Origin of the sequence: Rhodococcus sp. YH3-3 (assembly GCF_001653035.1) — a bacterium.
Taxonomy (GTDB): Bacteria; Actinomycetota; Actinomycetes; order Mycobacteriales; family Mycobacteriaceae; genus Rhodococcus_F; species Rhodococcus_F qingshengii.
Genome location: NZ_BCWH01000001.1, coordinates 2,370,718 through 2,386,207 on the forward strand (window position 1 = coordinate 2,370,718; position 15,490 = coordinate 2,386,207).

General features: G+C 59.4%; 1 protein-coding gene and 1 pseudogene. Both read left to right on the top strand.

Translation table 11 applies throughout. The features are described from left to right. Window positions 1-196 precede the first annotated feature (196 nt). Window positions 197-8,074: pseudogene (locus tag YH3_RS11005) on the top strand (amino acid adenylation domain-containing protein); the annotation flags it as partial. An 80-nt stretch (window positions 8,075-8,154) separates the two neighbouring features. Next, window positions 8,155-15,459, top strand: a complete 7,305-nt coding sequence (locus YH3_RS35560; protein ID WP_154100289.1) for a non-ribosomal peptide synthetase — start codon at window positions 8,155-8,157, stop codon at window positions 15,457-15,459. The last annotated feature ends 31 nt before the right edge of the window (window positions 15,460-15,490 follow it).

Below are 15,490 nucleotides of genomic sequence, written 5' to 3' on the forward strand. Positions count from 1 at the left end.
TGGTTCGGTGTGTCCGATCAACTATTGGGGCTTTACCGGGACGTCGAACGCGATTTGCCCAGGTCAAGGGTAGAACCTCGGAAGTGATCGGATTCCTGCGAATACTGATCGAACTGCAGTACCAAAGCGAAGGTGAAATTGTCTTGACGCAGCACGTGTTCCTCCAGCATGCCGTTCGAGTGCAGGTCGTGACCGCATGAGCTCCGATGGTGTGACGCCAGGGACTTCGGTAGCTCGCAAGGCACGTCGAGAGCGTCCGGCACGCGGCCGTCGTGCCAGCACCTCGTTGCTTCCGCAACTGCTGGCGGCGGCCGTCGAGCTGGGGCCCGAGCGGGAGGCGTTGCGGTTCGAAGGACGTTCGCTGTCATACGCAGAGTTGGACGAGCAATCGTCTCGTTTGGCGAGATTGTTGATCGCCGGCGGCATGGGGCCAGAGGATCGGGTTGCAATTTCGATACCGCGGTCCATCGAGTCCGTTCTGGCACTGTGGGCAGTCGCCAAGTCCGGCGCCGCCTTCGTCCCGGTGGATCCGAACTATCCAGCCGATCGCGTGGCCTACATGATCAGCGATTCTGGAGTTTCGGTCGGGTTGACCACTGAGGGTGCACGCGCCGGGTTAACCGACTCGGTCGGGTGGATCTCGATCGATGCTTCGGACACTGTCGAGTCGTTGGCCGCTGTCTCCGGCGCGCCAGTGACGTATGACGAGCGGGTAAGGACACTGCGTGAGCAGCACGCCGCGTACGTCATCTACACATCCGGCTCCACAGGGCGACCCAAGGGTGTTGTTGTTTCGCATTCGGGGCTAGCCGTCCTGCAGCGAGAGCAAATTCGCATGCTGTCGCTCGACGGCAATTCGCGGGTTTTGCACTTCACGACTCCAAGCTTCGACGTATCGATCTTCGAACTACTCGAGACGATCGGGGCGGGCGCCGTCATGGTGATTGCCCCATCGAGCATCTACGGTGGGCCCGAGCTAGCCGAGCTGATCAAGACAGAGCGAGTGACGCATGTCGGCGCTACTCCTTCGGTGCTCGCATCGGTGGATCCATCTGGACTCGACGATGTTGCTGTCGTCGTGGTCGCGGGTGAAGCGTGTCCGCCAGAGTTGGTCGCGAAGTGGGCGCCCGGACGCCACTTTGTCAACGCGTACGGCCCGACCGAGATGACGATCGTCACGAACATGACGGAACTCGGCGCGGGTGATCCCGTCACGATCGGTGGTCCGATTCGTGGTGCAGCGTCTTTGGTATTGGATGCCCGCTTGCAGCCTGTACCGACGGGGACTACGGGTGAGCTCTATCTTGCAGGGCCGCAGGTTGCGCGCGGATACCACAATTTGGCAGGTATGACGGCCGATCGATTCATCGCGAATCCCTTTGGGGCACAGGGTGAACGAATGTACCGCACGGGGGACGTGGTGCGGTGGACGGAAAGTGCTGCCGGCGATCGTAGCGTCGAATACGTCGGACGGTCCGATTCCCAGGTCAAGATCCGTGGCTTCCGCATCGAGTTGACTGAAATCGACGCGGTCATCGCACTCGACGAACGGGTCGAGTTCGTGACAACGCTCGGGCGAGTGTTGCCCAGCGGTGAAACGGCTCTCATCTCTTATGTGCTTCCTGCAGTTGGAGCCGTGCTGTCCGGGGATGACGTCCTGGCAGTGGTCAAGACGGATCTTCCCCGTCACATGATTCCGGCGGCTGTCGTTGTCATCGACGAGATTCCCTTGACGCCAGTAGGAAAGCTGGATTCAGCAGCACTTCCTGATCCCGTATTCGAGGCCCGAGAGTTTGTAGCGCCATCCTCCGATGGTGAGGTCGTGGTCGCGCGCATATTCGAAGAACTCTTGGGGGTGGACCGAGTCGGCGCTGACGACGACTTCTTCGAACTCGGCGGCAACTCGTTGATTGCTGCGAAATTGGCCGGGCGTCTCAGTGCGGCTTTCGATGTGCGGGTTCAGGTCAAAACGCTCTTCGAGTACTCGACAGTCTCCGGTCTTGCATCTGTTTTGTCAGATTCAGCGGGGCGTGTGCGAATTGCCTTGGCCCCTCGCTCTCGTCCGGAGCGGATACCTCTTTCCCTTGCACAGTCGCGGATGTGGTTCTTGTCGAGATTCGACTCTGTGTCTGGTGTGAACAACATTCCGATCGTGTTGCGGTTGTCCGGTGCCGTCGATGTTTCGGCACTGTCCGCAGCGCTGTCGGATGTTGTTGCGCGGCACGAGGTGTTGCGGACCGTCTATCCGGAATTCGAGGGCATCGGGTTCCAACAAGTACTTCCGGTGGACGAATTCGTGGAAACTGTATTGCCCGAAACTGTCGACGCGGCCGACTTGCTCGGTGTGCTGACGCCAGTGGTGGCAGAGGGGTTCGATGTCACGGTCGAGGTGCCATTACGGGTTCGTTTGTTCCAGACGGGTTCGTCGGAGTTTGTGTTGGCGTTGGTGATTCACCATATCGCTGCTGACGGTGTGTCGATGGGTCCGTTGGTGCGTGATGTGTCGATGGCGTATGTGGCGCGTGCGGGTGGACAGGTTCCGGGGTGGGCGCCGTTGGCGGTGCAGTATGCGGATTACGCGTTGTGGCAGCGTGAGGTGTTGGGGTCCGAGGGTGATCCGTCGTCGTTGATGTCTGAGCAGTTGGGGTATTGGACGTCGGTGTTGGCGGGGTTGCCGGAGCGGATCGAGCTGCCGGCGGATCGCCCGCGGCCGTTGGTGGCATCCAATCAGGGTGCGAGTTACCAGTTTTCGATAGACGCGCGGTTACATCGAGCGCTCGAGCAGTTGGCGCTTGATCGTAATGTGTCGTTGTTCATGGTGGTGCATGCGGCGTTGGCGGTGTTGTTGGCGCGGCTGAGCGGTAGTGACGACGTTGTGGTGGGCTCTCCGATCGCAGGGCGGGGTGAGCCGGAGCTGGACGATCTGATTGGTATGTTCGTCAATACGTTGGTGTTGCGGACCGAGGTGGATTCTTCGGAGTCTTTCTCGGCGTTATTGGGTCGGGTTCGTGAGGTCGATCTCGGGGCGTTCGGCAACGAGGACGTGCCGTTCGAGCGTTTGGTGGAAGTGCTTGATCCGGCGCGGTCGCAGGCCCATCATCCGTTGTTCCAGGTTGCGTTGTTCTTTCAGAACATGGCGCAGGATGTCGTGGAGTTGCCGGGACTGTCGATTGCCGGTTTCGACGCCGGTGTCGAGATCGCGAAGTTCGATCTGCAGTTGACGGTGACGCCGTTGGAGGAGGACGGCGTCGGTGTGGGGATGCCGATGTCGTTGACGTATGCGACGGATCTGTTCGACGCGTCGACAGTTGTTTCGTTTGCGGAGCGGTTGGTGCGTGTTCTGGAAGCAATGGTGGCGGAGCCTGATTCGGTTGTCGGGGATGTGGAGTTGCTCGGTGAGGGCGAGCGTTCGCAGGTGCTGGTGGCGGTCAATGACACTGTTCACGAGTTGACTGTTGGTGCTTTGTTGCTCGACGGGTTTGTTGCGCAGGTGGCGGCGACGCCGGATGCGGTGGCGGTGGTGTTCGAGGGGCAGTCTCTGACGTATGCGGAGTTCGGGTCTCGGGTGAACCGTCTTGCACGGTATCTGATTTCGGTGGGCGTGGGGCCGGAGTCGTTGGTGGCGTTGGCGATGCGCCGGTCGGTTGACCTTGTGGTTGGTATGTATGCAGTGGTTGCTGCGGGTGGGGCGTATGTGCCGTTGGATCCGGATCATCCGGTCGAGCGCAATGGTCATATTCTCGAGACCGCGGCACCGGTCTGTGTGTTGTCCACTGCTGGTGACGGTGTGGTGTTGCCGAGTAAATTCGATGTGGTGTTGATAGACGAGCTGGATGTGTCCGGATTCTCGGATGCGCCTGTTTCTGATGTGGATCGTGTTGCGCCGTTGCGTGTTTCGAATGCTGCGTATGTGATTTTCACGTCGGGGTCGACGGGGAAGCCGAAGGGTGTGGCGGTTTCGCATGCGGCGATCGTCAATCAGATGGCGTGGATGCAGGGGCAGTATGTTCTGACCGGGTCGGATGTGTATCTGCAGAAGACTGCGACGACGTTCGACGTGTCTTTGTGGGGGTTCTTCCTGCCGTTGGCGGTGGGTGCTCGGTTGGTGGTGGCCACTCATGACGGTCATCGGGATCCGGGGTATTTGGCGTCGGTGATCGCTGATCAGCGCGTGACGGTGACGGACTTCGTGCCGACGATGCTGTCGGTGTTCGCGGGGGAAGTCTCTGCCAGCCAGTTGGATTCGCTACGTGATGTGTTCGTCATCGGTGAGGCGTTGCCGGCGCAGACGGTGCGCGATTTCGGTGTTGTTTCAAGCGCGCGGGTTCACAACTTGTATGGTCCGACCGAGGCCGCGGTGTCGATCACGTTCGCGGATGTGACGGATGCTGTCCACGGTGGTGTGGCTTCTATTGGTGTGCCGCAGTGGAATTCGCAGGTTTTCGTCTTGGATTCGCGATTGCGTCCGGTGCCGGCGGGTGTTGCGGGAGAGTTGTATCTTGCGGGTGATCAGTTGGCTCGTGGGTATGTTTCTCGTCCGGATTTGTCGGCGGATCGCTTCGTCGCGAATCCGTTCACTCATGGCAGTGTCGGCGATCGGATGTACCGCACGGGGGACTTGGTGCGGTGGGGCTGGTCGGGGGAGCTCGAGTACATCGGGCGCACTGATTTCCAGGTGAAGTTCCGGGGTCAGCGGATCGAGTTGGGGGAGATCGAGTCGGCCCTGGTGGCCGATGTGTCGGTGTCGGTGTCGTCGGTGGCGGTGGTGTCGACCAAGACCGGTGATCAGTTGGTGGGGTATGTGGTGCCGACGTCGGGAGCGGTGGTTGATGTTGCGGCGCTTGTGGATTCGTTGGGGTCGGTGTTGCCGTCGTATATGGTGCCGTCGCAGATCATGGTGTTGGATGCGTTCCCGCTGAATGCTTCGGGGAAGTTGGATCGGAAGCTGTTGCCGAAGCCGGTGTTCGAGGCTGCAGCGTTCCGGGCTCCGGTGACTCCGGTGGAGGAGTCGGTTGCCTCGGTTTTCGCCGAGGTGTTGGGTGTGGATCGGGTCGGGCTTGATGATGATTTCTTTGCTTTGGGTGGCAATTCGCTGATTGCGACTCGGATGGTTGCCCGCCTTGGGCAGGCGCTCGATACGCAGGTTCCGGTACGGGTGCTGTTCGAGGTGTCCTCGGTCGAGCGCGTGGCTGCCCGGGTTCAGACCAAGATCGGTTCGGGTGCTCGGGAGGCGTTGACTGCTCGGGTGCGCCCGGAGAGGGTGCCGTTGTCCCTTGCACAGCAACGGATGTGGTTTCTGAACCAACTCGACCCAGAGTCGCCGGTCTACAATGTTCCTCTCGCGATCCGGCTTTCAGGGAAGCTGGACGTGGCGGGGCTGAAAGCTGCTGTTTCCGATGTCCTGGCACGGCACGAGTCGCTCAGAACGTTGTACCCAAGCGATCCAGATGGACCAATGCAGGTAATTGTTCCACCCGAAGAGGTCGTGCTGGACTTGAGTCCAGTCGAGGTCGACGCCGAGTCTGTAATGCTGCGCGTAGCAGAGGTTGTCGGACAGGGATTCGACGTCGGTGCTGAGGTCCCCGTTCGAGCGAAACTGTTCAGCCTTGGCTCTGGCGACTACGTGTTGGTTGTCGTGATCCACCACGTTGCCGGAGACGGTTCCTCAGTCGGGCCACTCGGGCGCGATGTCATGGTCGCGTATGAGGCCCGATCTCGGGGCGTGGTTCCGGGGTGGGCACCTCTCGGAGTGCAGTACGCGGACTATGCGTTGTGGCAACGCGAGATGTTGGGCTCAGATGGTGACCCGGACTCGATCGCGTCGAAGCAAATTGCGTATTGGCGAACTCAGTTGGCTGACGTCCCCCCCGTTTTGAATCTCCCCTTGGATCGTGCAAGGCCGGCGATTCAGTCGTTACGCGGAGCGACAGTCAATTTCACGATCGATGCACGCCTTCATTCAGACTTGTCGAGGCTTGCAGTGGGTCACAACGTCACTGTCTTCATGGTCATTCACGCGGCAGTGGCTGTTTTGATGTCCAGACTGAGCAGTTCCACGGACGTGGTGCTTGGTACTCCTGTCGCAGGACGCGGGGAGGCCGAACTCGACGATCTGATTGGTATGTTCGTCAACACGCTGGTCTTACGCACGAACGTCGAAGCGTCGGAGGGATTCGGTTCGTTCCTGGAGCAGGTGCGTGAAATCGATCTATCGGCGTTTGCCAATGCGGATGTGCCGTTCGAGTGGTTGGTGGATGAGATCGACCCCGTGCGTTCTACTGCGCACTCACCGCTGTTCCAGGTTTTGTTGGTGTTCCAGAACTTTGCGCAAACGCAGTTCGTGTTGCCAGAACTCACGATTTCCGGGATCGAAGCGGACTCGGGAACGGCGAAATATGACCTTCAGATCACTCTGTCCGAGGTCATCAGCGAGTCTGGAGAACCCTCGGGGATACACGGATCGTTCAACTACGCAACCGACCTGTTCGACGAATCAACGGTGCTGGAATTCGTCGATCGTCTGTTGCGAATTCTGAGCACAGTGTCCGCAACTCCGGACGTACTGGTGGGTGATATTCCCGTACTCTCACAGAGCGAGAGTGAACAGGTACTGGCACAAGCTGTTTCGGCCGGATCTTTGTGCTCGGACAATGCGACGCTGGTCTCGTTGTTCGACGAGCAGGTTGCGCGGACGCCTAACTCTGTCGCGTTGGCCATGGACGCAATTGAACTTACGTATGCGGAGTTCGATGCCAAGGTCAATCAACTCGCGCGTCACCTCATTTCCGAAGGAGTCGGACCTGAGCAGTTGGTCGGTGTGGCGATGCGTCGGAGCATTGACCTCGTGGTTGCGATCTACGCCGTTCTGAAGGCTGGGGGCGCCTACGTTCCTATCGATCCAGATCATCCAGCAGAACGCACCGAGTACGTCGTAGAGGCGGCGGATCCGGTACTGATTCTGACTACCGCTCGCGATCAGTTCGCGTCTACGGGTCGACGGATGGTGACTGTCGAGGCTCTGAACTTGGACGGGTTCCCATCTCGCCGGATTGCCGACTCTGAACGCAATTCGCCTTTGCGATCGCAAAACACGGCGTATCTGATCTTCACTTCAGGTTCGACAGGTCGACCCAAGGGCGTTGCCATTACACACAGCGCAACGGTGAACCAGTTGGTGTGGGCTCAGGCGACCTACAGGCTTGATTGCTCGGATGTGGTACTACACAAAACGCCGATCACCTTCGACATTTCGGTCTGGGAATTGTTCTGGACTCTCCAAACTGGCGCGAAACTGGTCATCGCGGTTCCCGATGGACACCGGGACGCAGATTATCTTGCGAAAACCATTACTCAAGAGCGGGTCACGACGGTGCATTTCGTTCCGTCGATGTTGAGCGCATTCATGTCCGCGGTGCCCGCGCCGCTGCCGGAATCGGTGCGTCGAGTCTTTGTCGCAGGAGAGGCGTTGAGCGCCGACACCGTACGCCGATTCAGCGGGTACGCCTCGGCGAGCCTGCACAACTGGTACGGGCCTGCCGAGGTCGAGGTGGTAACAGCTTGGGAGGCGACTCCTGAGGCGGTGGTCGTCCCGATCGGTACGCCCGTCGCTAACGCGTCCACTGTTGTGCTTGACGGCCGGTTGGCGCCAGTGCCGGTGGGTGTGGCCGGTGAACTGTATTTGGGTGGACCGCAGGTGGCTCGTGCATATCACGGTGAGCCTGCTATGACGGCGCTGCGATTTGTCGCCGATCCATTCGGATCAGCCGGCGCCAGGTTGTACCGCACCGGAGATTTGGTTCGATGGACCAAATCGGGGGAGCTGGAGTACATCGGCCGTAGCGATTTCCAGGTGAAGTTGCGTGGTCAGCGGATCGAACTGGGTGAGATCGAATCAGCCCTGCTCACGCATGAGAACGTCAACGACGCCGTCGTCGTGATGCACTCTGACTCCAAGTCGGGTGACAGCTTGGTTGGGTATGTGGTGCCGGCGTCGGGTGCGGTGGTTGATGTTGTAGCGCTTACGGATTCGCTGCGTGCGGTGTTGCCGTCGTACATGGTTCCGTCGTTGATCATGGTGTTGGATGCGTTGCCGCTGAATGCGTCGGGGAAGTTGGATCGGAAGTTGTTGCCGGAGCCGGTGTTCGAGGTTGGGATGTGGCGGCGTTGGATGCTGCGGTGTCGGATGTTGTTGTGCGGCATGAGATTTTGCGGACGGTGTATCCGGAGGTCGCCGGTGTCGGGTTCCAGGAGGGGTTGTCTGCGGATCGGGTGCGGTTGGGTTTGTCGCCGGGGGCGGTGTCGGAGTCCGATGTCGTTGGGGCGGTGACGGAGTTCTTGTCGGCTGGTTTCGATGTGGCGGGGGAGGGTCCGGTTCGGGCGCGGTTGTTTGCGGTGTCGGAGTCGGAGTTCGTGTTGGCGATGGGGGGTCATTACATCAGTGGTGATGGTGTGTCGATGGGGCCGTTGACGCGTGATGTGATGGGGGCGTACGAGGCTCGTTCTCGGGGGGAGGTGCCGGGGTGGGCGCCGTTGGCGGGGCAGTATGCGGATTACGCGTTGTGGCAGCGGGAGACTTTGGGGTCGGAAGATGATGCGGGGTCGTTGATTTCGCGTCAGATCGGGTTCTGGGAGTCGGCGTTGGCGGGGTTGCCGGATCAGTTGGAGTTGCCGGCTGATCGTCCGCGGCCGGCGGGGGCGTCCAATCGTGGTGCTGCGGATTCGTTCGTGATTGATCGTGATGTGCATGTGTCGTTGAGTGACGCTGCGCGTGAGTCGAGTTCGTCGTTGTTCATGGTGGTGCATGCGGCGTTGGCGGTGTTGTTGTCGCGGTTGTCGGGGACGTCCGATATTGCGATCGGTACTCCGGGGGCGGGTCGTGGTGAGCAGGTTCTCGATGCTTTGATCGGGATGTTCGTCAATACGTTGGCGTTGCGGACGGAGGTGGATTCTTCGGAGTCGTTCTCGGGGTTGTTGGGTCGGGAGCGTGAGGGTGATCTGGGTGCGTTTGCGCATGCGGATGTGCCGTTCGAGCGGTTGGTGGAGGGGCTCAATCCGGCGCGGTCGCAGGCTCGTAATCCGTTGTTCCAGGTGATGCTCTCGTTCCAGAACATGGAGCAGACCGCGTTGCAGTTGGGCGATCTGACGGTTGCGGGCGTCGATACCGGCGCGGATGTGGTTCTTGAACCGTTTCGATACGTTGTCGTCGGCGAACAATATTCCGGTGGCGATTCGGTTGTCGGGGTTGTTGGATTGATCGTGATGTGCATGAATGCGGATGTGCCGTTCGAGCGGTTGGTGGAGGTGCTCAATCCGGCGCGGTCGCAGGCTCGTAATCCGTTGTTCCAGGTGATGCTCTCGTTCCAGAACATGGAGCAGACCGCGTTGCAGTTGGGCGATCTGACGGTTGCGGGCGTCGATACCGGCGCGGTGGCGGCGAAGTTCGATCTGCAGTTGACCATGGTCGAGCAGTTCGACGAGTCCGGTGCCCCGGCCGGGATGGCGGCGACGTTCACGTACGCGACGGATCTGTTCGACGAGTCGACGGTGGCAGGGTTTGCGGTTCGGTTCGGACGGATTCTCGGTACTGTCGTCGCCGATCATTCAATATGTTTGGGCGACATAGACATCATTGGTGCTGCTGAAAGACAGTCGATACTGGCTTGGTCCCAAGCGCCGGTTCGAACTCCGTTGACGGCGGATCTTCTACCGGATCGATTCGATAGGCAGGTTGCGAAGACTCCTGATCTAATTGCCATAGCTGACGGCGATAACGCGTTGACCTATCGCGAGTTGGATAGCCGCATAAATCGGTTGGCAAGATTCCTAATCGAGATTGGCGCGGGTCCCGGTACAAGTGTAGTGCTCTCAGTTCGGCGATCGATCGAACTTGTGGTTGGAATGTATGCGATTTCAAAGAGCGGTGCAGCCTATGTGCCATTGGACCCGGATCAACCGATTGATCGAAATCAGTTCATCATCGAAACATCCTCACCAATTTGTATCCTAACGACATCTGCTACCCATCTAGACGAGTCTTTCGGGGGCGCGAGAATTCTTCTGGACTCGATCGAACTCGATAGGTACTCGTCGGTTCCAGTTCGTCAGGGAGAAAGAGGCCGGAGTCTTCATCCGGAAGATACGGCGTACGTCATCTTCACTTCGGGTTCGACCGGAAGGCCGAAAGGCGTGGCGGTTCCACACCAATCTGTAGTGCGATCCTTGGATTGGCGTCAGGAACGCTATGGGTTGACCGCGGAAGATGTTGTACTGCAGAAGACCCCTTTCACTTTTGACGCTTCCGTTCGCGAGTTTTGGTGGCCACTGTTGTCTGGTGCCCGATTGGTGATTGCGTCTGCTGATGGGCACCGTGATCCTGGTTATTTGGTTCGCGCGATCCGCGAAAACCGAGTTACATCGGCCCATTTCGTGCCATCAGTTCTTGGCGAAATTCTGGAGCAAGCGTGCCCGGACGACTTGGTTAGTCTTCGTCAAGTATTCTGCGGTGGCGAGACACTTACGCCGCATTTGGCGGATCGCTTCCGTAACTTGAGTCTTGCAGAGTTGTTTAACGAGTATGGGCCGACGGAGTCGGCTGTCTCGGTATCCAGTCATTCGGTCAGAGCTGAGCAATACCAGAGTATTCCAATAGGCTCGCCCGCCGGCGGTGTCGATATCTATGTGCTCGACAATAAGTTACAACTCGTTCCATCTGGTGTAGTGGGCGAGATGTACCTTGCCGGAGGTCAGCTTGCCCGCGGGTATGAGACGAGGGGTGAACTGACTTCCGAACGCTTTGTTGCCAATCCGTTCAGTCAGCCGGGCATGAGGATGTACAGATCTGGTGACCTTGCCCGATGGAATAAGTCGGGAGAGTTGGAGTACATCGGACGTAGCGACTTCCAGGTGAAGTTGCACGGGCTCCGGATTGAACTTGGTGAGATCGAGCGTGCCTTACTTGAAATTCCAGGGGTTCGCCAGGCCGTGGTTGTACTTCATGATGATGCAGATCGGCGCTCGCACCTCGTCGCGTATGGGGTCGGCGACGACTCTGCCTCAATATCCGCCGAATTGATCCTGCAGGATCTTTCGTTGCGGCTACCGCGCTACATGGTCCCTACCAAATTGATCACTCTCGAACGGATGCCGCTGAATGCGAACGGCAAGTTGGATCGGAAGTTGTTGCCGGAGCCGGTGTTCGAGGTTGCGGTGTTCCGGGCTCCGGTGACGGCGGTGGAGGAGATCGTCGCGTCGGTGTTCGGGGACGTTCTCGGGGTCGAGCGTGTCGGGTTGGATGACGATTTCTTTGCTTTGGGTGGTAATTCTTTGATTGCTACTCGGGTGGCGGCGCGGTTGGGGCAGGCGCTCGATGCGCAGGTTCCGGTGCGGGTGTTGTTCGAGGCGTCGTCGGTGGAGTTGTTGGCTGCGCTGATGGAGTCGGAGATTGGTTCGGGTGCGCGGGCGGCGTTGACGGCTCGGGTGCGTCCGGAGCGGGTGCCGTTGTCGTTGGCGCAGCAGCGGATGTGGTTCTTGAACCGATTCGATCCGGGATCCAATGTTGACAATATTCCGGTGGCGATTCGGTTGTCGGGGTTGTTGGATGTGGCGGCGTTGGATGCTGCGGTGTCGGATGTTGTTGTGCGGCATGAGATTTTGCGGACGGTGTATCCGGAGGTCGACGGTGTCGGGTTCCAGGAGGTGTTGTCTGCGGATCGGGTGCGGTTGGATTTGTCGCCGGTGGCGGTGTCGGAGTCCGATGTCGTTGGTGCGGTGACGGAGTTCTTGTCGGCTGGTTTCGATGTGGCGGTGGAGGTTCCGGTTCGGGCGCGGTTGTTCGCGGTGTCGGAGTCGGAGTTCGTGTTGGCGATGGTGGTTCATCACATCAGTGGTGATGGTGTGTCGATGGGGCCGTTGACGCGTGATGTGATGGTGGCGTACGAGGCTCGTTCTCGGGGTGAGGTGCCGGGGTGGGCGCCGTTGGCGGTGCAGTATGCGGATTACGCGTTGTGGCAGCGGGAGACTTTGGGGTCGGAAGATGATGCGGGGTCGTTGATTTCGCGTCAGATCGGGTTCTGGGAGTCGGCGTTGGCGGGTTTGCCGGATCAGTTGGATTTGCCGGCTGATCGTCCGCGGCCGGCGGTGGCGTCCAATCGTGGTGCTGCGTATTCGTTCGTGATTGATCGTGATGTGCATGTGTCGTTGAGTGACGCTGCGCGTGAGTCGAATTCGTCGTTGTTCATGGTGGTGCATGCGGCGTTGGCGGTGTTGTTGTCGCGGTTGTCGGGGACGTCCGATATTGCGATCGGTACTCCGGGGGCGGGTCGTGGTGAGCAGGTTCTCGATGATTTGATCGGGATGTTCGTCAATACGTTGGTGTTGCGGACGGAGGTGGATTCTTCGGAGTCGTTCTCGGGGTTGTTGGGTCGGGTGCGTGAGGGTGATCTGGGTGCGTTTGCGCATGCGGATGTGCCGTTCGAGCGGTTGGTGGAGGTGCTCAATCCGGCGCGGTCGCAGGCGCGTAATCCGTTGTTCCAGGTGATGCTCTCGTTCCAGAGCGCACGCCAGACCGGGTTGCAGTTGGGCGATCTGACGGTTGCGGGCGTCGATACCGGCGCGGTGGCGGCGAAGTTCGATCTGCAGTTGACCATGGTCGAGCAGTTCGACGAGTCCGGTGCCCCGGCCGGGATGGCGGCGACGTTCACGTACGCGACGGATCTGTTCGACGAGTCGACGGTGGCCTCGATGGCAACCCGATTCGAACGCATCCTGGCTGCCGTCGTTGCTGATCGGTCAACCATTGTTGGTGACGTTGATATTTTGGATTCTGTTGAGCGTTCGTTGGTGCTCGAGGGGTGGAATGATACGGCTCGTGAGGTTGCGGGTGTGTCGGTGTTGGACGGGTTCGATGCGCAGGTGGCGGCGTCTCCGGATGCGGTAGCGCTCTCGTTCGAGGGTGTGTCGTTGTCGTATGCGGAGTTCGATGCTCGGGTGAATCGTTTTGCCAGGTATTTGGTTTCGGTGGGTGTGGGGCCGGAGTCGTTGGTGGGTGTGGCGGTTCGTCGGTCGGTTGATTTGTTGGTTGCGGTTTACGGTGTGCTCAGGGCTGGTGGTGGGTATGTTCCGGTGGATCCGGATCAGCCTGCGGAGCGTAATGGGTATGTGTTGGCGGCGGCGTCGCCGGTGTGTGTGGTCAGTACTTCTGATGTTGGTTTCGATGCTGGTGTGGTGCCGGTGGTCGAGGTTGATGTTGTTGATGTGTCTGGTTTTTCGGATGCTCCTGTCTCGGATGTGGATCGGGTTTCGCCGTTGCGGTCGGGGAATACGGCGTATGTGATTTTCACGTCGGGGTCGACGGGTCGGCCGAAGGGTGTGGCGGTCAGTCATCGCAGTGTGGTCAATCAGGTGTCGTGGTTGGCGGAGCGTTATGCGGTGTCGGGTTCTGATGTGGTGTTGTTCAAGACTCCGGTGACGTTCGATGTGTCGGTGTGGGAGTTGTTTGTTCCGTTGGCGGTGGGTGCTCGGTTGGTGGTGGCTACTCATGACGGTCATCGGGATCCGGGGTATTTGGCGTCGGTGGTGGCGGCGGAGTCGGTGTCGATGGTCTCGTTTGTGCCGTCGATGTTGGAGGTGTTCGTCGATCAGTTGGTCGACGCGTCGGAGGCGACGATTTCGCGTCTCGGTGGTGGTGGGTTGGGTTCGTTGCGGGTGATTTTCGCGGCGGGTGAGGCGTTGCCGGCGTCGGTGGTGGGTCGGGTGTTGTCGGTGTTGCCGTCGGTTGAGGTTCATAATTTGTATGGTCCGACGGAGTTCACGGTGCATGCGACGGCGGCGGGTCCGCTTGATGGTGTGGGTGTGGTGGTGCCGATGGGTGCTCCGGTGTGGAATTCGTCGGTGTTGGTGTTGGATTCGCGGTTGCGTCCGGTGCCGGTGGGTGTTGCGGGTGAGTTGTATTTGTCGGGTGTGCAGGTCGCTCGTGGGTATTTCGGGCGGGTGGATTTGTCGGCGGAGCGGTTTGTGGCGAATCCGTTCGGTGGGGTGGGTTCGCGGATGTATCGCACGGGGGATGTGGTGCGGTGGATCGGTGTGTCGGGTGAGCTCGAGTATGTCGGTCGTAGTGATTTTCAGGTGAAGTTGCGTGGTCAGCGGATCGAGTTGGGGGAGATCGAGGCTGCGGTTCGGGATCAGGTGGGTGTGGGTTCTGTTGTGGTGGTGGTGTGGCGTGATCAGTTGGTTGCGTATGTCACTGCTGCGGTGGGGTCTTCGGTTGATGTTGATGTGGTGAAGGTGGGTGTGGGGGAGCGGTTGGCGTCGTATATGGTGCCGTCGCAGTTTGTGGTGTTGGATGCGTTGCCGCTCAATGCTTCGGGGAAGTTGGATCGGAAGTTGTTGCCGGAGCCGGTGTTCGAGGTTGCGGTGTTCCGGGCTCCCACTACCGAAGCTGAACTACTTGTCGCAAGCGTCTTTTCGGAGATTCTCGGTGTCGAGCACATCGGAGCGGACGACAGCTTCTTCGAGTTGGGTGGCAACTCATTGGTCGCAGCGAGGGTTGCTGCTCGGCTGAGCGCAGCAGTTTCCGTGGAGGTCCCACTGCGACTCATCTTCGCTACTTCGACGGTCAGCGAACTTGCAGAACGAATTGCACTCGGAATTCGGGTGGGCTTCGATGCGAAAACCGATGATGCACTACGAACGCTTCTGCCGCTGAGAACGACAGGGAGCGATGTGCCGTTGTTCTGTGTTCATCCACTCGTTGGACTGGCGTGGCCTTTTGCGCCGTTGGCGGCTGTTGTGGACCGTTCGATTCCGCTTTATGGATTGCAGAGCCCTGTTCTGACTGATGAGGCATTCCAAGGACGATCCCTTGACGATTACGCGGATCGCTACGTGGATGAGATCACCCGGGTTCAGCAGTCAGGCCCGTACCGAATTCTCGGTTGGTCGCTCGGCGCGATCATTGCTCAAGCGGTTGCGGCGAAGATGGAGGAGCGAGGCGAGATCGTTGAGGCGTTGATCTTGCTGGACGGTTCGCCGGAAACACGCGACGAATCAGAGCACGCTGTCCAGGTGCGCGCTGAGTTGGCTGCAATGGGGATTGTCTTCGGCGAGAACGAAAAGCTCGATGAATTGTCGGTCGAAAGGTCTGCAGAGATCTTGACGGCTGTCGACGGAGAGAGAATCGGACTCGATGCGTCTGCGATCAAGCGGTTGCTCACAAGCATTGCGATTTCGGCGAAGCTGATCAACGCCCATCGGCCGCAGTCGTTCGGGGGGCCGATCACCTTCGTGAGTTCGTTGGATCGTTCGGACGCAAAGCAAGCCGATAAGGTTTGGGGTCCGTACGCGCAAGGAGAACTGACGGATGAATTGGTCGACGTTCACCACCTGGAGATGATGTCTCCTGAAGGCGTTCGCGCTATCGGGCTGATCATTGAGCGTGTGTTGCGCGGTGGCGCCGCTGATTGATCAACCGGCGTATACGAGCCTGGTCGGGCGA